Source organism: Martinezella hainanensis (genome assembly GCF_900094555.1).
Classification (GTDB): domain Bacteria; phylum Pseudomonadota; class Alphaproteobacteria; order Rhizobiales; family Rhizobiaceae; genus Rhizobium; species Rhizobium hainanense.
This window is the reverse complement of sequence record NZ_FMAC01000002.1, coordinates 544,488-564,829: the sequence shown is the minus strand read 5'-3', so window position 1 is coordinate 564,829 and position 20,342 is coordinate 544,488. Positions and strand designations below refer to the sequence as shown.

General features: G+C 60.3%; 19 protein-coding genes. 10 read left to right on the top strand and 9 right to left on the bottom strand.

All coding sequences use genetic code 11. The features are described from left to right. Nucleotides 1–20: 20 nt before the first annotated feature. The gene (locus GA0061100_RS09160) at nt 21–1,139 is read right to left on the bottom strand and encodes an alpha/beta fold hydrolase (protein WP_075852370.1); all 1,119 of its coding nucleotides are present in this window, start codon (nt 1,137–1,139) and stop codon (nt 21–23) included. A gap of 313 nt (nt 1,140–1,452) precedes the next feature. Between GA0061100_RS09160 and GA0061100_RS09155 the strand changes: the two genes are divergently transcribed. Continuing rightward, nucleotides 1,453–3,075 (top strand): ABC-F family ATP-binding cassette domain-containing protein, encoded by a 1,623-nt coding sequence (locus tag GA0061100_RS09155; protein ID WP_075852369.1) that lies wholly within the window; start codon nt 1,453–1,455, stop codon nt 3,073–3,075. Nucleotides 3,076–3,092: 17 nt separating this feature from the next. On the opposite strand, the gene GA0061100_RS09150 is transcribed toward GA0061100_RS09155, so the two are convergent. From GA0061100_RS09150 to GA0061100_RS09130, 5 genes are all read right to left on the bottom strand, one after another. After that, on the bottom strand, nt 3,093–4,106 hold the full coding sequence (locus GA0061100_RS09150) for an OmpA family protein (RefSeq protein WP_075852368.1): 1,014 nt from the start codon (nt 4,104–4,106) through the stop codon (nt 3,093–3,095). Continuing rightward, entirely contained in the window at nt 4,100–5,032 is a 933-nt protein-coding gene (locus tag GA0061100_RS09145) for a hypothetical protein (RefSeq protein WP_075852367.1), read from the bottom strand. Before GA0061100_RS09145 ends, GA0061100_RS09150 begins: the two co-directional genes overlap by 7 nt. Then, nucleotides 5,032–5,850 (bottom strand): hypothetical protein, encoded by an 819-nt coding sequence (locus tag GA0061100_RS09140; protein WP_075852366.1) that lies wholly within the window; start codon nt 5,848–5,850, stop codon nt 5,032–5,034. Before GA0061100_RS09140 ends, GA0061100_RS09145 begins: the two co-directional genes overlap by 1 nt. Next, on the bottom strand, nt 5,828–7,276 hold the full coding sequence (locus GA0061100_RS09135; RefSeq protein ID WP_075852365.1) for a hypothetical protein: 1,449 nt from the start codon (nt 7,274–7,276) through the stop codon (nt 5,828–5,830). The genes GA0061100_RS09140 and GA0061100_RS09135 overlap by 23 nt, the downstream gene beginning before the upstream one ends. 191 nt (nt 7,277–7,467) lie before the next feature. Further along, on the bottom strand, nt 7,468–9,387 hold the full coding sequence (locus tag GA0061100_RS09130; protein WP_083961303.1) for an AfsR/SARP family transcriptional regulator: 1,920 nt from the start codon (nt 9,385–9,387) through the stop codon (nt 7,468–7,470). Between the two features lie 231 nt (nt 9,388–9,618). Between GA0061100_RS09130 and GA0061100_RS09125 the strand changes: the two genes are divergently transcribed. From GA0061100_RS09125 to GA0061100_RS09100, 6 genes are all read left to right on the top strand, one after another. Beyond that, nucleotides 9,619–10,635: a ketopantoate reductase family protein gene (locus GA0061100_RS09125; RefSeq protein ID WP_075852364.1), complete on the top strand. Its 1,017-nt coding sequence runs from the start codon at nt 9,619–9,621 to the stop codon at nt 10,633–10,635. A 182-nt stretch (nt 10,636–10,817) separates the two neighbouring features. Further along, entirely contained in the window at nt 10,818–11,045 is a 228-nt protein-coding gene (locus GA0061100_RS09120) for a hypothetical protein (protein WP_075852363.1), read from the top strand. Between the two features lie 12 nt (nt 11,046–11,057). Beyond that, nucleotides 11,058–11,999 (top strand): 4-hydroxy-tetrahydrodipicolinate synthase, encoded by a 942-nt coding sequence (gene dapA, locus GA0061100_RS09115; protein ID WP_075852362.1) that lies wholly within the window; start codon nt 11,058–11,060, stop codon nt 11,997–11,999. 144 nt (nt 12,000–12,143) lie between these two features. After that, nucleotides 12,144–12,338 (top strand): hypothetical protein, encoded by a 195-nt coding sequence (locus tag GA0061100_RS09110; protein ID WP_159444767.1) that lies wholly within the window; start codon nt 12,144–12,146, stop codon nt 12,336–12,338. Nucleotides 12,339–12,372: 34 nt separating this feature from the next. Next, complete coding sequence (locus GA0061100_RS09105; RefSeq protein WP_075852360.1) at nt 12,373–12,642, top strand: hypothetical protein; 270 nt, start codon at nt 12,373–12,375, stop codon at nt 12,640–12,642. Between the two features lie 95 nt (nt 12,643–12,737). Continuing rightward, entirely contained in the window at nt 12,738–13,070 is a 333-nt protein-coding gene (locus GA0061100_RS09100; protein ID WP_075852359.1) for a DUF1883 domain-containing protein, read from the top strand. A 9-nt stretch (nt 13,071–13,079) separates the two neighbouring features. On the opposite strand, the gene GA0061100_RS09095 is transcribed toward GA0061100_RS09100, so the two are convergent. Continuing rightward, a complete protein-coding gene (locus GA0061100_RS09095; RefSeq protein ID WP_075852358.1) occupies nt 13,080–14,396 on the bottom strand; it encodes a replication-associated recombination protein A in 1,317 nt (438 codons plus the stop codon). Continuing rightward, nucleotides 14,393–15,796, bottom strand: coding sequence for a DegQ family serine endoprotease (locus GA0061100_RS09090; protein WP_075852357.1), 1,404 nt, complete (start codon nt 15,794–15,796; stop codon nt 14,393–14,395). The genes GA0061100_RS09095 and GA0061100_RS09090 overlap by 4 nt, the downstream gene beginning before the upstream one ends. 175 nt (nt 15,797–15,971) lie before the next feature. Here GA0061100_RS09090 and GA0061100_RS09085 point away from each other — a divergent pair, with 175 nt between their 5' ends. Next, nucleotides 15,972–16,319, top strand: coding sequence for a lysozyme inhibitor LprI family protein (locus GA0061100_RS09085; protein ID WP_075852645.1), 348 nt, complete (start codon nt 15,972–15,974; stop codon nt 16,317–16,319). A gap of 212 nt (nt 16,320–16,531) precedes the next feature. Here the strand turns inward: GA0061100_RS09085 and ilvD are convergent, their stop codons facing one another. Then, the gene (gene ilvD / locus GA0061100_RS09080; RefSeq protein ID WP_075852356.1) at nt 16,532–18,370 is read right to left on the bottom strand and encodes a dihydroxy-acid dehydratase; all 1,839 of its coding nucleotides are present in this window, start codon (nt 18,368–18,370) and stop codon (nt 16,532–16,534) included. 337 nt (nt 18,371–18,707) lie between these two features. Here ilvD and msrP point away from each other — a divergent pair, with 337 nt between their 5' ends. Continuing rightward, nucleotides 18,708–19,658, top strand: a complete 951-nt coding sequence (gene msrP, locus GA0061100_RS09075; RefSeq protein ID WP_075852355.1) for a protein-methionine-sulfoxide reductase catalytic subunit MsrP — start codon at nt 18,708–18,710, stop codon at nt 19,656–19,658. Continuing rightward, nucleotides 19,658–20,311 carry a protein-methionine-sulfoxide reductase heme-binding subunit MsrQ gene (gene msrQ / locus GA0061100_RS09070; RefSeq protein WP_075852354.1) on the top strand — a complete coding sequence of 218 codons (654 nt, stop codon included), beginning with the start codon at nt 19,658–19,660 and terminating at the stop codon, nt 20,309–20,311. Before msrP ends, msrQ begins: the two co-directional genes overlap by 1 nt. Nucleotides 20,312–20,342: the final 31 nt, after the last annotated feature.

Sequence of the window (20,342 nt, the reverse complement as noted above, 5' to 3'; positions counted from 1 at the left end):
AACGAGACGCTGGAGAGACCTTACGGCACCGCTCCGGATACTTTTGCGGTCCCGTCGATAACCGGGCAGGATGGCGGCACCGGTCGATCGAACAGAACGGCGATGCCGCAATCCGAGGTAAACATCCCTTCATTGTCATGCCCCACGCCAGGCACTTCGACGACCTTCTGATCGAGATCGGAAGGATGCCGCTTCTTCATATAGTCGAAATAGGTCAGCCCGCGTGCAAGCCGATACGGCCCCTGCGCCATTGCTCCGCAGGAGCGGTCAATGAAATGGGTGTAGGGATTTGTGTCCGCCTGGCCCAGCAGATAGACCACCTTGCGCGCGGCATATCTTGTTTCGAGAAGCCTCGGATCCTGCGAAGATACGTATGGTGGTGCGCCGGCGAGCCCGTATCGCCATTGGGTCGCCTTCGGGCATGAAGCCAGCCCCGCTTGCTGATCCTGCAAGGCCGGCCGCTCATCGTCGAAATAGACATAGCTCGACGGGTTGGCGACGAGATAACGAACGGCGATGCCGGCGCTCGTCAGATTCTCCGCCTCCCGTCCGACGACGGCATAGCGCTGGACCAATTGTGCTCCCGCCGAGTGCCCCATCACGACAATGGTCTTCAGCGAAGGATAAAGGCGACGATCGACAAAATGCTGCAGCAGGGCATCGAGCGCGGCGAAGGAACTGATCGGCGCCGGCTGGACCGCGGCTTCTCCGCCTTTCCAACCGTTCTGCGTCCAGGCCAGCGTCTGCGCGGACAGAGAGAAAGCATTGACATCTGGTCTTATCAGGAATTGCGGCGCGACAACCATCGTACCGTCGGCAAGATCGCCTGCCTTTGCGAGCAGTTCCTGCCCAGTTGCGTAATAGGCATCGGCGTTTCGGAGCGTGCCATGGACTATGATCAACACCTTGGTCACGTCAGGCGACGCCGCCTCGATCGCGTGATCCGCGTAGACCGGCAGCTCCCCCTTCCCCTCGGGCGTATCGAGGAGCAGGCGCTGATCTGCAACTTCCTTGACGGGTTCTTCGAGCCGCGCGTGTTGGGAAGCCGCATTGGCCGACTGGGCTTCGCCTGACATGCCGATGGCGATCAACGCTGCGATCGTCAGTCGGGTACAAACCCGACGCTGAATGCTTCTCATAATCTTCATCTGTAAGAACTCGGCTGGGACGGATAACAATGAATATAGCGACTTCCAATCAGGCGGAAGACAGCCGGCGATCCGATCAAGAGCCGACCCTGCTGGAAGATATGCTGCTTGAACGAGCGCGTGGACAAGAATCCGTCGTCCCGGCAAAAGTTTCTCTTCCGCATGGCAAGTGGGCCTCCCAGAAGTTGTCGCCTCTGAACGTCAGTTCGCCATCGATCTCAATTCTCTGCTCGAAAAGCTGCGACAGAGACGATAACCCGTGGCATAAGGCCCCCGAAAAACTTTCTTCGGGCCACGCGTAATCATGATTCGTATCGAGAATATCAGCAAGCAGAACAGCCATCGCATCCTCTTCATCGAGGCATCCGCGGCGCTTAACAGAGGCGAGAGCGTTGGGCTTGTCGGCCCTAACGGTGCCGGCAAGACGACGCTTTTCCGCATGATCACCGGACAGGAGCTGCCGGATGAAGGGCAAGTTTCCGTCGATAAAGGCGTCAGCATCGGCTATTTCAACCAGGATGTCGGCGAGATGGAAGGCCGTAGCGCCGTCTCCGAAGTCATGGAGGGTGCCGGTCCAGTGAGCGCTGTCGCTGCCGAGCTGCGCGAGCTTGAAGCGGCCATGAGCGATCCGGATCAGGCCGACCGGATGGACGAGATCATCGAGCGTTACGGCGAGGTGCAGGCACGCTATGAGGAGCTCGATGGCTATGCGCTCGAGGGCCGTGCCCGCGAAGTGCTGGCGGGCCTGAGCTTTACCCAGGAGATGATGGATGGCGATGTCGGCGCGCTTTCCGGCGGATGGAAGATGCGTGTGGCACTTGCCCGCATTCTGCTGATGCGCCCCGACGTCATGCTGCTCGACGAGCCGAGCAACCATCTGGATCTCGAAAGCCTGATCTGGCTCGAATCCTTCCTGAAGGGCTACGAGGGCGCGCTTTTGATGACCTCGCACGACCGCGAGTTCATGAACCGCATCGTCACCAAGATCATCGAAATCGATGCCGGCAGCCTGACCAGCTATTCGGGCGACTACGAATTCTACGAGCAGCAGCGGGCGCAGAACGAAAAACAGCAGCAGGCGCAATTCGAGCGCCAGCAGGCCATGCTCGCCAAGGAAATCAAATTCATCGAGCGCTTCAAGGCGCGTGCGTCGCATGCCTCGCAGGTGCAGAGCCGCGTGAAGAAGCTGGAAAAGATCGACCGCGTCGAGCCGCCGAAGCGCCGCCAGACCGTTGCCTTCGAGTTCCAGCCGGCGCCGCGCTCGGGCGAAGACGTGGCCGTGCTGAAGAACGTTCACAAGAAGTATGGCAGCCGCAGCATCTATGAAGGGCTTGATTTCATGGTACGACGCCGCGAGCGCTGGTGCATCATGGGCATCAACGGCGCCGGCAAATCCACGCTCCTGAAGCTCGTCGCGGGTTCCACGCAGCCGGATGAAGGCAGCGTCGCGCTCGGCGCCAGCGTCAAGATGGGCTATTTCGCCCAGCACGCCATGGATCTGCTGGATGGAGAGCGCACCGTATTCCAGCAGCTCGAACACGATTTCCCGCAAGCGGGCCAAGGCCCCCTTCGAGCGCTTGCCGGCTGCTTCGGCTTCTCCGGCGACGATGTGGAAAAGAAGTGCCGGGTGCTGTCGGGCGGCGAGAAGGCGCGGCTCGTCATGGCGATCATGCTCTTTGACCCGCCGAACCTCTTGGTGCTGGACGAGCCGACCAACCACCTCGACCTCGACACCAAGGAAATGCTCATCCAGGCCTTGTCGCAATATGAGGGCACGATGCTCTTCGTTTCGCACGACCGGCATTTCCTGGCAGCACTCTCCAACCGCGTGCTGGAGCTGACGCCGGATGGCGTCCATCAATATACAGGCGGCTACACGGAATATGTCGAGCGCACCGGCTACGAGGCGCCGGGCCTGCACAGCTGATAACTGCGCAATCGCCGTTATTGCGTGTTGATTGAGGACGCGGCGCCGGCATTGATCACGGCAACAGGCGCCGTTCGGCCGCGGACACGGATTTCGATGCGGCGGCGTGACTCAACGGCGCCGCTCTGACCCGATGTGACGGTATCGCCGGGCAGGATCAGCTGTGCGGCCGACATCGGCAGGATCGTGGCGTCCTTCAGCTTGGGATTGGCCCTCAGCACATTGGCAACCGCAATGGCGCGGGCAAGGCCGAGACCGGCATTGTCGGCCGGAAGCAAAGCCGAGACCGGCAGCTTGCCATCCATCGCGCTGATGATCGTATCGTCGAGATTGGATTTTTCTCGCGCCACCGGCTGCTCGTCCGTGTGACCGATCACCTCAACGATATTGGCGCCGTAGAGGCTCAGATTGCTGGCGATTTCATCCGTGATCGTCGTGCTGAGCAGGTCGGCGAAAGTGCCGGTCAACTGGGCGCTTCCCGATTGGAAATAGTTCTTCTTGGCATCGTCGAGATTGATGATGGGCGGCCAGTCATGCATGCCCTTCCCACCCGCGTTGCCAGCCAAAAGCTTGTTGACCTCATCGGGTGCCGCCGCCAGCGAAACGCCATGCTCCTTCAAAACGGCGGCAATCTTGGAAAGCGATTGCAGATCGGCCGATGTCGCACCCTGATCCGCCATGGTGTCGAGCGCTTCCTTCGCCAGCACCAGTTCCCGCCATTGCTTGTCCACCACGGCCTTGTCGGCGGCGGAGAGATCGCCGGAGACGACCTTCGACTGTAACAGGACGATCTCGGCCGCCTGCTCGGCCCGCTTCTTCTCCAGCAAGGCGACCTGCTGTTCGGCCTTCTCAAGCTTGCGCTCGACCTCGTACCGTTTGTGTCTCTCGGCGGAAATCAGAGCAGCGGCCACCAGCAGCAGGCAGAAGACCAGGAGCAGCATGGATTCGGCCATCGTCAGGCCGAGGATTAGGCCGCGATTGTAGCCCTTGTGCTCCAGTTTCGGCGTGCTGTCCGAGGCGTCCGTCACCATAGATGCCACCAACGTTTTCGTGGCGCGGCCTCGGGCTCGGCGACGATCTTGCCATCGGTCGCGAGCAAGGGTGCCTGCCCCATCGCTTCGGCCATGCGACCGAGCGCCAGCTCGATGTTGCGCAATGGCTGCAATTGCGCCTCCGACATCTCCTTGATGGCCGTAATCGCCGGCGCCAGCTCGGCGCGCACGACGTCTTCCGGCGAGCGGATCTCTTCCAGCTTCCTGCCAACACTCTCGACGGCGGTGCCGAATGTTCCGATGATCTCCGAAAGCTGCGAGGTCGTCGCCGTCAGCTGTGCGGCGGCGTCGTTGATCGGGGTCACCGCCTGCTTCGCCAGCATTTCGAGGATCTTGTTGATCTCCTGGCCGTTGCGCTCGGCCTGACGCGCGATCTCCTCGAAACCTTCCGACAGCATCTGGTTGCTGACGCGCCGGTAGTGCGAGAATTCGCGCGACGAGGAGTCGAGCTCGGTGCGCACGCGCCGCGTCATTTCCGCAAGCTCGTGGCGCACGCTGCGCTCGATGTCGATCGGATCTCGCCGCATCTGGTTGAAGAGGATGCGCAACGTCACGCCGGCAATGGTCGAAGTAACGGCGATGCCGAAATTGCGGACAATGGTCTCGATCGATGTTTCGCCGGCAAAGAGGTAGAGCGACACGCCAAGGCTCGAGAGGGTGAAGAGAAACCCCATGTAATAAAGGTTGTCGCCCGCCTGCTCGTTGTGCAGCCGGAACCCGGCAACGGCCAGCGACACGATGAAGTAGATCCCCATCAGCACCAGCGGCACGCCGGTCACGACAGGCAGCGACCACCCCATGAGCTTCGACGACCAGATGAAGATCATCCCGCCGATGGTGATGGAGGCGAAAAGCACCATCGGCCCATAGTCCCGGATGAGATATCTGGCGTCAGTGTTAGCCATCAGCGTATCCCCTCCAGGCGCACGAAGCCGTCGAAATCACCTTTGTTGTTCTTGATCCACTGCGCCCAGAAGTTCGCAAGATCCTCCATGCTGAACTTCATGTTCGGCCTTTGAAAGGCAAGAATCTTGACCGTGACACCGCTCAGTGACGTGCGAAAGCGATCGTTCGCCGGACTGTTTTGATATTTCTGATAGGAGACGCCATCACGGTAATTGGAGAAGGCAGCTGTGTGCTCAAGCATGTCGGAAGCAACATAGAGGCGCTTCGGGATGCCGACCGGCGCGTTGGCAAAGACTTCCAGATTGATCTTCTGGATCGCCGCCATGATCGGAGACAGCGTGCCGGCCCCACCTGCAGTCAACTTGCCGGCGATATCGGTAAGCGGCTTCTGGAACCCCTTCTCCCAGCGTGCCTGCGCGAGCCGAGGATTGCTGGTCCATTCGTCGACATTTGCGCCGCTTCCCGGATTGCAGCCGTGGAAGGTCTGGATCAGCTCGCCCTCCTTCTCGGTCAGCGCGTAGATGTCGATCGCGCCGCCGATCGGCACCCCGGCCACGATCTTCTGGAACTGGTTGCGCAGATCAAGCGCCGTCGCATCGGCGATCGGATCGGTGACATCAAGCAGGATGGCCGTTTCCGCCTTCGGCCCATCCACCGGGCAGAGGGACGCCTGGTCGACGGCGACATTGCCGCTCGCCTTGTAGCGCAGCCAGCCATAGGCGCCGACGATCCCGAGCGACAAGACCGCAAGGCAGATCGTTGCGATGATGAGACCGGCGGACCCGCCGCGCCGGCTACGCCGCTTGCGTCGCGCCAAGGATGCTCTCCGGGAAAAGATTGTCGAGCTGATGGTATTTCTCGATGGCTCGCTCGAATTCGTCGCCGATCCGCTTAATCTGATCCGAAAGCTCCGCCTGGGCGCTCTGGATGCGCGAGCCCAGCACCTTGTCGTCCCATTCCTCTTCGGTTCGGATCACAGGCGTCAGGCGCTCCATCTTGTAGGCGACCTTGAAGTAGGATGGTTCTGGCTCGGTGCGAACATTCTGGTTGGCATCGCGATAGGAGGTCAGCAACACATTGGCGGCGCGCTCGAGATGGTTCTGATGCTCGGCAAAAAGGCCCGCCGTCCTGGCACGATGCGCAATGATGGCTGATGTTTCCTGCCGGCGCAGCGAGAGATCGCGGATGATCTCCTCGATCTTGCTGTTGTGATCGTCGCGGATTTCGCGAAGGTCTTCGATGAGATCAAGCTTGCGGTCGATATAATTGTCCCTCGCCGCATCGAGACGCTTCTGCACGCCGGCAAAGCCCGGATAGGGGTCCGTCAGATAGCAGCCGTCGATGAAGGCGACGAGCGAGAACATCAGGCCGATGGCAAAGAGCATCCAGGAATTCAGCTCCTGTAGGCCGAGCGGTGCAGCCTTCAGCCGCTGGATCACCTCGGCACCGGCTCCGCTCAAAATCGTCGCCGAAACCTCGCGATAATGCGCAAGCGCGATGTTGATCCCGAGGGCCACGGCGACATAGGCGACGAGCCCGAGAAGGCCGAGCAGCTTCAGCGCGTAGGAGCGGTGCACCAGGAAGCGGACGCAGAAGAAGGAAAATATCAGTGCCATGCCGATATTCAGGAAGGCGAAGGCGGCCGCCTCCGTCACACCGCCGACGATGCCCTGCTCGCTTCCCTTGGCGAGGAAGCTGCCGTTCATCACCATTTCAATCAGCACGAGGAAGACGATCAGCGAAACCTTGAAGCCCCATGCGGCCCTGCTGGAAACCTTTGCTGCACGCTGCAGCTTATGCCTGGCCTTGAAACCCACCATTTCATCCTCGGCCGTTTTCAGCTTGCGGCGCAGACCGTGAAGCTCATCGACGCCGCTTGCCACCTCCGCCTTGAAATCCGAGACGCTTGACGCGTTTGCCTGGCGGATCATCCCGAACTGCCCCTCGAAATCGAGGTTGCGCAAGCGGCTGTCGAAGGTCTGGAACTGGTCTTCGAGGATCTGGTAGGAGCTCTTCTTCTCCGCCTCGACCCAGGCAATCACGCGCTGTTCCGTCTCGTCATGCGATTGCGCATCCGGCGGCGGCCGGTTCTGCCGACCGGCAGCGGCGCCTTTTTCCTTCAGGTCGAGGGTCGTGCCCAGCTTTTCGATATCGACGACGGGAAACACGTCCGTCGAGGCGCGGAAATCATGACTAGTCTCCCGAACGCTGTCCCAGAGACGGTTGAGGGCTTCGAAACGCAACGATCTTCCCCGGCGAATTCATCAACTTAGAAAGGACAATTGAGAAATCGATACCGCACTGGTTGTCCACGGTCCAGAGCGATCTAGCAGAGGTTAGGATGCGATTGTGGTAAAGACTAGCCCGAGCCTGCGGTGATCCGAAAACAGTTGCTTGAGCGAGAGCGACGCTTCGGCCTGATGGCAAACTGCCGCTATGCGAGGGTCACGTTCGGGGTTGCCTTCCAGAAACCTGCCCGGCGCAGCCCTTCCCGATAGATGTCACGCTGCCATTGCTCCTTAAACGGCACAACGGAAAGCCATCGATCGACATCGAAATCCGGACTGGTTCTTTGGACGCGCCGAACGAAAAAGCCCGCTTTTTCCTGATGCCCGAGCATCGCCCAGCTCGCCGCGGAAATCCTGTCCGCCAGACGTGCATTCGCCATTCGATCGATATAATCGAGGGCAGCTTCGAAGCGACCGAGCGTATAGCTCGCCACGGAAGCGGTCCAAAGATACGTATCGGGGCTTACCGGATTGAGCGCGATGGCGCTTTCAATCTTCGTCAGCGCCAGATCCGGCCGGGACGCATGAAGCAATGCTTCGGCATGGTCGGCAATGATGCCGGCATGGCCCGGACTAAGGGCTTCAGCCAGTTTCAATGTCTCAATGCTCTCGTCACTCGCCTTCCGGAAGACCTTCGTCATGCCAAGCTCGCGATAGCCGTCGGCAATATCGCGCCGCGCCGCGATGGCCCGCATCGCGTAGCTTTCCGCCTCGGCCAGCAAAGCTGCATCAGCACCGAAGGTCAACACCCATTCCTTGGAATAGGTGCGGGCCATCGAGCTCAAGGCGGGCGCGAAATGGCCGCCGGTGCGCAACGCCATCTGAAGCTCCCCACGCGCCCTCTGCAGGTCCGGTACGGAGAGGCGCTCGATGTACCGCTTGCCGGCGAGATAGCGCTGATAGGCGGCCGGGTTCTCCTCGAATTGAGACCTCATCATCTCCCTGCGTTCGATCTGCCCTGCAAGTGACAGCACGATACGGCGTGCGACGGCCTGTCTCTGTTCTTCTGACGAGGACTGTCCTAGGCTGATGCGCTCGGCCCAGATGATTTCATCGCTTGCGGCATCGACCAGCTGCGAAAACAGCAGCGGTCCGTTGTCGCGAAGGCTAAGCCGCATCTCGAGAATGTAGGAGCGATCCCATTGATCGAACGTTGCGGCGGCGCGTTCCCCAGCCCTGCCAACCCGGACAGCAGTGTAGCGATCCGCAATCTGGAGACTGTCCAGCGCGCAGAAGCCGATTGTAATATCGTTCACGAGGGATGAGGTATCATAGTCCTTCCCTTGCCCCCCCGTGGACGGCAGGAGAAGGAGGGGTATCTTCACTCTCGTTCGAGTACCCAAAGTCCTTTCGCGATGGAAAATGGCATCCCCGGCTCGAATTTCCGAAGCATATTCCTGCTGCGCCGACCATGAGGTCAGCAACGCGGCACGCTGCTTGAAAATCTGCCTGAAATGCTCCACCTCACCTTCCGCATCGAATATCCGCAACAGGACGCGATGAATATCCCGGTCTTCAGGGTCTATACCAAAGACCAGGAGTGCCGCCTCTCGCACCAGAGCGATATCGTCCATCCCATTGGCTTCGGCGGCCGCGGCATTCAACGCCTCCTTCAACGCAGACAGATGCCTACCGCTTTGAACCTCTCGCCAATGAAAGAAAACCGCGCTCTGGCAATCGATACCCTGCAGGAATTCCACCTCGAGCGTTTTCACCAACGATTTCAATCTTGCGAAGATTGGGCCGCCGTCGTGCGAACGGGCGAACCAGAGATCGGAGATCGTTGGAGGTGCGTCGAGTTCTACGGCTGTTTCGCTGAAACGAAGAAATGATCTCCCGAGCGCTTCCTGACGGAGCCTGATACGCGAAACCAGCTTGCGCAGATTGACCTGCGCGCTGCCATTGTCGTCTCCCCACAAAAGCCGGGCGATCATACTGCGCGACGCGCGTGCTGTCGGTTCCAGCATCAGATAGACCAGGATCAGCAGACCCTTTTCGGGAAAGGCGGCCTCGCGCCCATCGCCGTCCAAAAGCTTCAAGCCGCCAAATGTATGCAGTGAAAACATAATCCTGTTCACAAAATCCGGGTGAAGCAGCGGCGGCTGAGAAGGTATTTCCTTTACCCGTTAACCCCATTCGCGCTCAGACGAGTATGGTGAAATTTCGATAAGGCTGTAGTGTGTCGGAAGGTTTGGCGATTTTCAATTCCAATTGCCGACAATCTGATAAACCACTCGCTAAATCACCGGCTCGACATATGTTTTTAGAGCACGCGACCCCATTCGGAGCATCAAATCATGACGCCCTCCCCCTTCAAGAACATCTGTGTCTACGGCGCCGGCGCACTGGGTGGTGCGATCGCCACAAAACTGGCTTCCTCCGAAGGGACGCGGACACAGATTTCGGTCGTTGCGCGCGGAGCTCATTTGGAGGCCATCCGCGCTGGCGGCATAAGCCTGTGGGAAGCGGGCGCGCATAGTCCCCTCGTTGCGCAGATGACGGCAACGGCCGACGCCGGCGAACTGCCGCCGCAGGATCTCGTCATCACCGGCCTCAAGGGTCATCAGCTTGCCGCAGCCGTCCCCGGCATCGCGAAATTGCTGCATCCGGGAACCCGCGTCGTCATGATCCTCAACGGCGTGCCATGGTGGTATTTCCATCGGGACCGCCAAAGCGGCCATGCCGAACATCAGATGGCAGAACTCGATCCGAACGGCGATCTCTGGCGCCTGATCGGTCCGGAGCGCGTCATCGGCTGCGTCGCCTATCAGGGTGCGGAAGTCGTCGCACCCGGCGAAGTCAAGCTCGCCAACAACGGTCATTTCATCCTGGGCGAGCCATCCGGCGAGACGACGGCTGATATCGAGGCTGTCGCAACGCTACTCCGACAGGCCGGCGTCAACGTTTCCATATCCTCGCGCATACGCGACGATATCTGGAGCAAGCTGATGGGCAATGCCGCCTTCAATCCAATCAGTGCGCTTACCCGCGGATTGATGTCCGACATCATGGACGATCCGGCGCTTTCAGCGATGGTCGGTCAGGTAATGAGCGAAGTGAAGGCCGTCGCCGAGGCCCTCGGGTCGCAAATCGCCATGCTCGTCGAAGAGCGCCTCGAGCGCTCGCGCCAGATCGGACCCGTACGCACCTCAATGCTTCAGGATCTGCTTGCCGGCAAGGCGTTGGAAATCACGCCTCTCGTCGGCGTCGTCGTCTCGCTCGGAAAGCTCGCGAATGTGCCGACGCCGGTCTCGGCGACCATTCTAGCACTGGTGACGCAGCTCGACCGTAAGAACCAGCAAGTCGCCGACTAGGCGACGGTCGAATACGCCAGATAGATTTTCGATCCTTCAGCTTGCGGCCTTGCGGCCAGTTGCCGAAGGAAATCAGGGCGCGTGGGCTCTTTATATCTCACTTACTTCTTCGTCTTCCACTCCGAATGGATTTCCTATGGGGGCCGGCGTTACGCTTGCGATGGAATATGGAGATAGATCCCATGCTCGACACGCACGCACCGAATCTCACGGAATCCATCCGTGTCCTTGTACATGACAGCGACGAGAAGCATCGTCGCATTCCGGCATCGGCTGCAACAACGAAAAATCCGCGCAAGCGCCAGCTCCGCTCGCATCAGATTCGGGAAAGACGCACCTTTCAGGCCATGTTCGCCTTCGGGCTGCTGCTCGGCGCTCTCGAGCTGTTCATCGTACTGCACTACCTCTGAGATTTCACAAGCATGAGCAGACCGACTTTTCAAAGGCGCATCGGCGGTGCGATCACAGCCCTCATCACGCCTTTTCGCGACGGCATTTTCGATGGCGTCGACATGATGGCCCATATCGAGTGGCAGCTGCTGAGCGGGATCGACGGGCTTCTGGTCTGCTCGCTGACCGGCGAAGGCCCGACGCTGACCGAGGCCGAGCGCATCCGCGCCATCGAAATCTGCATCGAGCTTTCCGAAGACAAGGTGCCCGTCATCGTCGCGACCGGGACCAACGACACGAAGACGACCCTGGAGCAAACGATACAGGCACAGCGCCTTGGCGCCGACGCCGCCTTTGTGACGGTGCCCTATTATTCCAAGCCGACGCAGAAGGGGATCATCCACCATTTCGAGCAGCTGGCGTCGCAGACCGAGCTGCCGATCATCGTCCACAATCAGCCATCGCATACAGCCGTCGACCTCGCTCCGGCAACGGTCGCGCGGCTTGCTGAAATCCGAGGGATCATCGGAATCGCCGACGACGTCTGCGACATCTCGCGCATCGATCTATGGCGCCCCTTTTTGCCGGAACGGTTCGGCCTGTTCACATCGAACGATGCAATCGCGCTCGGCTTCACGGCTGCGGGCGGTCATGGCTGCTTTTCGAGTGTTGCCAACATCGTTCCTCGGCTCTTTCAATCCATGCAGCATTCGGCCACGTGCGGCAATGTCGGTGCAGCCCAATCCATCGATGAGCGGCTGCAACCATTGTTCGGCGCACTAGTCCGCGAATGCGAGCCGGCAACAGTCAAGCATGCCTTGTCACTGGCGAGAGACATCGAGGCGGATGTTCGCCTGCCATTGGTCGGCGTCGGGACAGAAACGGCCGCCGCGATCCAGGCGGCAATCACCCCGTTTCAACTCGATGGCAGCGGCCGCTTCGCCTCACGGCATGCCCATCGCCTGGGATTGTGAAACTGCTCCATCCCTATGAGATTTTTATATTTTTGCCATTCCGGACAAATGGAAAACCTAGCAACTCCCCCATAGATTCAAGTGCGTAGCATCGAAAATGGTCTTATCGGACCCATGATGCTGGTGACACTGAAAGGAACTATGATGTCACGCTACAGGCATGCCGGCCTATCCGCCGACCCTCTCCAACGCCCTCGTGCCGTCGCTGTTGCGCGTAACGAGCGGCACTTCTCTTCGGACGCATTGCTGGACGGAATTCGCTCCGTCGCTCCGCGCCTCGGACTTGTCCTCCTGATCTCCGCCGCCCTGCAAATGGTGCTGCATCTGACCGGACACTGAGTGCAATCGAAGAGATCGAAGAGGAAACATACACATGGCAAACGTACAGCATCTTCAGCGCCGCTCGGCCCACAGCCTGCTCTCGCCGGCTCCGGCACGCTTCATCATCGGTCGCGACCGCCGCGGCAGCTGGATCGTTCAGGACCGAGAAGGTCTGGTCGGCGGCCTGTTCCGCAACGAAGCAGCCGCCCTGCATTTCGCCGCTGAAGAATGCAACCACAATCCGGCCGACATCTGCCTGGCGCCTGAAGGCGCGATCCTCGATCTGGACGGCTTCACCCCCGCCTCGTCCAATCTGCACTGAACTTGCCCTTGGCAGGCTTCGACAATATCCCGCCGAACGCTTCCTTAACCGCCCTAAGTTAAGCTTCCGGCCGGATATCCATAGAACAGAAGACAATGTCGAAGCCTGCCTTCCGCTACAGCCACTACGACCTCAAGGAACAGCGCGCCGGAACGGTGATCGAGATCACGCTTTCGGCGATCGCCAATGTCAGGCTGATGAACGGCTCGAATTTCGAGCGCTTCACGGAAACGCTTAAGCATCAGTTTCTCGGCGGCGTCGCCAAGAAATCGCCGATCCGGCTCACCATCCCCGAATCCGGCCACTGGCATCTCGTCGTCGATATGGAAGGCCATAATGGACAGGCCGAGTCGAGCGTGAAGATCGTCGATGCGGCACCGGCTCCCCGCATGCAGAAGGCACCACAGGAAACCAGCGCCGGTCGGTGATTCGGGACTTTAGCGCTCGCCGCGCTCCTTGCGCAGCTTCGACCACCAATCCAGTCGCTTGCGGATCTCCCGCTCGAAACCGCGCTCCGGCGGATCGTAGAAGGTCTGGCGGCCCATTTTTTCCGGAAAATAATTCTGACCTGAAAACGCATCCGGCTCGTCATGGTCGTAGCGATAGCCGTCGCCATAGCCTTCGGTGCGCATGAGTTTCGTCGGCGCATTGAGGATATGCTTCGGCGGCAGCAGCGAGCCATTCTGCTTGGCTGCCTGTGTCGCAGCCTTGAAAGCCGTGTAGACGGCATTCGATTTAGGCGCGGTCGCGAGATAGACGCAGGCCTGTGCCAGCGCCAATTCGCCTTCCGGCGAGCCGAGATAATCATAGGCGTCCTTGGCAGCATTGCAGATCACCAGGGCCTGCGGATCGGCAAGCCCGATATCCTCCACCGCCATACGCACCAGCCGGCGCCCGAGATAGAGCGGATCCTCGCCGGCATCGAACATGCGAGCGAGATAATAAAGTGCGGCATCGGGGTCGGAACCACGAACGGATTTATGCAGCGCCGAAATCAAATTGTAATGGCCGTCCTGCGCCTTGTCATAGACCGGGGCGCGGCGCTGGACGATCTTGACCAGCATGTCGGGATCGAAAAGCTCGTCCTTGCGCGCGGCGCGCCAGACCTCTTCCGCCAACGTCAGCACCGAACGGCCATCGCCATCGGCCATGCGGATCAGGCTGGCGCGGGCATCCTCCGTCAACGGCAGCGGCTTGCCTTCCACCGTCTCGGCCCGGCGCAGCAGTTCTTCCAGGCTTTCCTCATCATGCGAGCGAAACGTCAGGACACGGGCGCGGGAGAGAAGAGCGGCGTTAAGCTCGAAGGACGGATTTTCCGTCGTAGCCCCAACGAGAATGACGGTGCCGTCTTCCATGACCGGCAGGAAGCTATCCTGCTGGGCGCGATTGAAGCGATGGATCTCGTCGACGAACAGCAGGGTCTGACGGCCATCCATGCGCCGCAGCCTCGCCGCCTCGAAGACCTTCTTCAGATCGGCAACACCGGAGAAGATCGCCGAAATCTGCTCGAAGGCGAGACCCGCCTCGCCCGAAAGCAGCCTGGCCACCGTCGTCTTGCCGGTACCCGGCGGCCCCCAGAAGATCATCGATCCCAGAGAACCCGCCTCGATCATCCGGCGCAACACACCGTCCTCGCCGGTCAGATGTTCCTGGCCGGTGACTTCGGCCAATGTTTGCGGCCGCAGGCGATCGGCGAGAGGCCGCTTGTTGGCGACCTCCTCCGGTATCCGCGGTGCAAACAGATCATCGCTCATCGAAAGAACTGCCTGATACGTTGCCCGTCACGCTCGATCTCGACGCGCCAGAAGCTTGGGTTTGACGTGACGGTCTTCTGAAGGATTTCCGTGGTGTTGATCGCGACACCATTGATGGAGATAACGATATCGCGGGCGGCAAATCCAAGGCGGTCAGCCGGCGAATTCTGCTTCAGGCTCTCAATGACGACGCCGGTGGAATCCGGCGGCATATGCAGATCATCGGCGACACGTGGCGAGAGGTTGGCAACGGTCGCGCCGGAGAAGGGATTGTTGCCCTCGATCACCCGCTCGTCGCGCGGCGTCGATTCCGGAGCTGCGGCAAGCGTCATCGTGGCCTGATGCTCCTTGCCGTTGTCGAGCACCGTCAACGACACGGTAGCGCCGAGACCTGCCGTGGTCAGGCGGTAGCCGAGCGCGTCTGGATGTTCGATCGAGATATTGTTCAAGGCCGTGATCACTTCACCGGGCTTGAGGCCCGCCTTGGCCGCTGGGCCGCCGTCGACCACCTTCGTCACCAGCGCACCGCGCACCTTATCAAGGCCGAGCGCTTCGGCGACATCCGATGTGACAGGCTCGAAGGAGGCGCCGATATAGGGGCGCTCGAACGCCTTGTCGCCGCGATCGGCAGCCGCGAGGAAGACCTTGACCAGATTGGCGGGAATGGCAAAACCGATACCGTTGGAGCCGCCGCCCTGGGAGAAGATCGCCGTGTTGAGCCCGATCAGCTCGCCGGTCATGTTGACGAGCGCGCCGCCCGAGTTGCCGGGATTGATCGAAGCATCGGTCTGGATGAAGAAGCCGACTTCGTTCTTCACCTGATTGCGGGCAAGTGCGGAGACGATACCGCTCGTAACCGTCTGTCCCACGCCGAAGGGATTGCCGATCGCCAGCACGAGATCGCCGACCTCGATGCCATCGGAATTGCCGAGCGGCAGAACCGGGAAGGTCTCGTTCTTCGACTGGATCTTCAAGACGGCCAGGTCGACGCGATCATCCTTCAGAATGACCTTACAGGGAAATTCGCGGCCATCCGAAAGCGCGATCTTGATGTCATCGGCACCATCGACGACGTGGTTGTTGGTGATGACGGTGCCATTCGCCTCCACGATGACGCCTGAGCCCAGCGACGATTGCTTCTCGGTGCGATTCGGCATGCGCTGGCCGAAAAACTGCTCGAAGAAGGGGTCGCCGGCGAAGGGCGACTGACGCTGTACGACGCGCTCGGCATAGACGTTCACCACGGCGCCGGAGGTCTGCTTGACCAGCGGAGCGAAGGAAAGCTGCATCTGCGTCTGGCTTTCCGGCAGCGTCTTTGCCGTCTGAGCCCCAGCGGAAAGCGGCATCGCCACGACGAGGGCAATCATCGAAACGGCAGTGCGCTTCAGGAGGACATGCATGGAAATTTCCCTTTTTAATTCTCTTTAAACAACGTTGTAGCGCCCGACGCTAGAAAGAAAAGAGGGCGGAACCATGAAGCATAAATGGAAGTTTGCGGCGATAAAAAACAGGCTCGCTGAACAAAAACATGCTGTCATGCCTTTCGCGTTGGGAATCGTCAAAAGGGAACCGGATATGCGATTGAACCATCTTGCCGCCGCCACTTTCTTCATTTCGCTGGGTATGGCCGGCACCTCCCATGCCGCCAGTTTCGATTGCGAGGCGCAGAACCTGAAGCCGGACGAAAAGACGATCTGCGATGTGCGTGCCCTTAACGACGCCGACGTGAGGATGGTGACGACCTTCGACCTGCTCTCCGGCCTTCTGGCAATGGGCGCGCGCGGCACGATGCAGGACCAGCAGACCGAATGGCTGAAGAAGCGGCAGGCCTGCGGGGCCGATGTCGCTTGCCTGACTACGTCCTATCAGGAGCGTCAGAAAGAGCTGAACGACGCGTACAAGCAGATCAATCGACCGCTGTAAATTCGTAGTACGCTTTGGGTTTAAAAGGTTGCCACATAAGTCCCCTCTCCCCGCCTGCGGGGAGAGGGCTAGAGTGAGGGGCAAGCGCAGGGACAGATAAGTTCTGCCGTTGCGATAAAGCTCGAAAGCCCCTCATCCGTCCTCTCGCGGCCGAGCTCCGCTCGTCCGTTCGAGTCCACCTTCTCCCCGCTGCGCAGGGCGAAGGGGCTTGGTTATTTTCCACCCAAATCGCGAACTGCACCACGATCCGCGCTCGTGGCAAAAGCGGCGTAAGCCTTCAAGGCCGTGGTGACGTTGCGCTTGCGCGGTTCTGTCGGATGCCAGCCCTTGGCATTCTGGGCTTCGCGGCGAGCGGCAAGTTCCTTGTCATCGACGCGCAGGCTGATCGTGCGGTTCGGAATGTCGATGTCGATCATGTCGCCTTCGCGCACCAGGCCGATCGTACCGCCATTGGCCGCTTCCGGTGAAGCATGGCCGATCGAGAGACCCGAGGTGCCGCCGGAGAAGCGGCCGTCGGTGATCAGCGCGCACGCCTTGCCGAGGCCCTTAGACTTCAGGTAGCTCGTCGGATAGAGCATTTCCTGCATGCCGGGGCCGCCCTTCGGGCCTTCATAGCGGATGACGACTACGTCGCCGGCCTTGATCTCGTTGCTGAGGATGGCCTTGACGGACGCGTCCTGGCTCTCGAAGACCCTAGCAGGACCGGAGAATTTCAGGATCGATTCATCAACGCCGGCCGTCTTCACGATGCAGCCATCGAGCGCCAGATTGCCCTTGAGAACGGCCAGACCGCCATCCTTGGAGAAAGGATGCTCGACGGAACGGATGACGCCCTTCTCGCGGTCCGTGTCGAGCTCATCCCAGCGGGAGCTCTGGCTGAATGCAACCTGCGTCGGAACGCCGCCCGGAGCCGCGCGGAAGAATTCGCGCACGCTTTCGCTGTTGGTGCGGGTGATATCCCAGCGGTCGATGGCGTCGCCGAGCGTTTCGGCATGAACGGTCGGGCAATCACGATTGATCAGGCCGCCCTTATCGAGCTCGCCGAGGATCGACATAATGCCGCCGGCGCGATGCACGTCTTCCATGTGAACGTCGCTCTTGGCGGGTGCGACCTTGGAGAGGCACGGCACGCGACGCGACAGCGCATCGATGTCGGCCATGGTAAAGTCGATCTCGCCCTCATGCGCGGCCGCCAGGATGTGCAGCACGGTGTTGGTCGAGCCGCCCATGGCGATATCGAGCGACATGGCGTTTTCGAATGCCTGCTTCGAGGCCACGTTGCGCGGCAGGATCGTCGCATCGTCCTGCTCGTAGTAGCGGCGAGCGAGATCGACGACCAGGTGGCCGGCTTCGACGAAGAGACGCTTGCGGTCGGCGTGGGTTGCGAGCGTCGAGCCGTTGCCCGGCAGCGACAGGCCCAGCGCCTCGGTCAGGCAGTTCATGGAATTGGCGGTGAACATGCCCGAGCACGAGCCGCAGGTCGGACAGGCGGAGCGCTCGATGACCTGGACGTCTTCGTCGCTGATCTTGTCGTCAGCCGCGGCGACCATGGCATCGACCAGGTCGAGGGCGACCTTCTTGCCATGCAGAACGACCTTGCCGGCTTCCATCGGGCCGCCGGACACGAAGACCGTCGGGATATTGAGGCGCAGCGAGGCCATCAGCATGCCGGGGGTGATCTTGTCGCAGTTCGAAATGCAGACCATGGCGTCGGCGCAATGGGCATTGACCATGTATTCGACGCTGTCGGCGATCAGCTCGCGCGACGGCAGCGAATAGAGCATGCCGTCATGGCCCATGGCGATACCGTCATCGACGGCGATGGTGTTGAATTCCTTGGCTACGCCGCCGGCCGCTTCGATTTCGCGGGCGACGAGCTGGCCGAGATCCTTGAGATGAACGTGGCCGGGCACGAACTGAGTGAAGGAGTTGACCACTGCAATAATAGGCTTGCCGAAATCGCTGTCCTTCATACCCGTCGCACGCCAAAGGCCGCGCGCGCCGGCCATGTTGCGGCCGTGGGTGGTGGTTCTGGAACGATAAGCTGGCATGGTGTCTTCCTCGTCATCCTGGAATTTGTGCGGCGTCGGCAGGGCTCGAGGCTCGAGCCGAAGGGGACGCCGGCAACTCCGCTTTTTGGAATTGTCCTAATCCAATCGTGCAATACTGTCACTATCAACTCAAGCGAATCCGGTACGCTGCGGGACAAGCACCGCGTCCGGGCAAACAAGCGTCAAGACCACAATTGGGAACGAAGCAGCCTGTTCACAAGCACACACAAAAAGTTGCTTTCACTTCCAAAGAAATGCCTGCCTAAGAGTGTAACAAAATCCGCGTCCACTGCGTATGGCTGATATCGACGCTGTTACCGCATAGAGGAATTGCTCCATGGCCTCCTTCCGCCCACCGAAAATCACATCCTCCGAGATCACGCCCCGCTCGATCTATCTGAAGCGCCGCGACTTCCTGACGGTGGCGGCAGCCGGTATCGGCATGGCGGCGATCGGCGGCAAGGCAGCGATGGCCGACGCGCTGACGGCGACCAAGAGCAACTATACGGTCAACGAGAAGCTGACACCGATCAAGGACGTCACCACCTACAACAACTTCTACGAATTCGGCCTCGACAAGGCCGACCCGGCCAATCTTTCCGGCAAGTTCAAACCACGGCCGTGGACCATCAAGGTCGACGGCATGGTCAACAAGCCCGGCACCTTCGATGTCGATGCGCTGATCAAGGAATTTCCGCCGGAAGAGCGCGTCTATCGCATGCGCTGTGTCGAAGCCTGGTCGATGGTCATCCCCTGGGACGGTTTCCAGCTCTCCGCCCTGCTCGACAAGGTGGAGCCGCAGAGCAGCGCCAAATTCGTAGCCTTTGAGACCGTCGTGCGGCCGGAGGAAATGCCGGGGCAGTCGGGCGTCTTCCAATCGCTGGACTGGCCCTATGTCGAGGGCCTACGCCTGGACGAAGCCCGCAATCCCCTCACGCTGCTTGCCGTCGGCCTTTATGGCGAGACCCTGCCCAACCAGAACGGCGCACCGATCCGGCTCGTCGTGCCATGGAAATATGGCTTCAAGGGCATCAAGTCGATCGTTCGTATCACGCTCACCGACAAGCAGCCGGTGAATACGTGGCAGGCAACGAACAGCCAGGAATATGGCTTCTACGCCAACGTCAATCCGGCCGTCGACCATCCGCGCTGGAGCCAGGCAACGGAACGGCGCATCGGCGAAGGCGGCTTTTTCGGCTCAAACCGCCACCCCACCCTGCCCTTCAACGGCTATGCCGATCAGGTCGCCAGCCTCTATAGCGGCATGGACCTCAGGGTGAATTTCTAATGGCTCTTTCCTTCGCCCTGCCCAAACGCTGGCAGCCTGCCTCCGTCTGGGCGCTCTATGTCGTCGGGCTTCTGCCTGCCACCTGGGAATTCTATCTCGGCGCGACCGACCAGCTTGGTGCCGATGCGGTCAAGACCTTCGAGCTTTTCCTGGGGCTATGGGCGATCCGCTTTCTGCTGCTGACGCTTGCGGTCACGCCGCTGCGCGATCTCTTCGGCTGGAACTATCTGCGCTATCGCCGCGCGCTCGGCCTGCTCTGTTTCTACTATGCGCTGATGCACCTGACCGTCTACATGGTGCTTGATCAGGCGCTGGACGTGCAAGCCGTCATCGATGACGTGCTGAAGCGGCCCTTCATCATGTTCGGCATGGCGGGCCTCGTCATGCTGCTGGCGCTCGCCGTGACTTCGAACAACTTCTCGATCAAGCGTCTCGGCAAAAAGTGGATCTGGCTGCACCGCCTCGTCTATATCGTCGCCGCCTGCGGCGCCTTGCACTTCGCCCTGTCGACCAAGGTCCTGTCGCTGGAGCAGTTCATCTATATCGGCCTGCTGATCGCCATGATCCTCTACAGATCCTACAGGCCGATCATGATGGAAAGACGTCGAGCGGCGCGCAGGCCCGCTCCAGCCTCAAGTTCCAGAGCGGCCTGAAGACGACCGCCCTGTCCTTTTCAAGCGATTG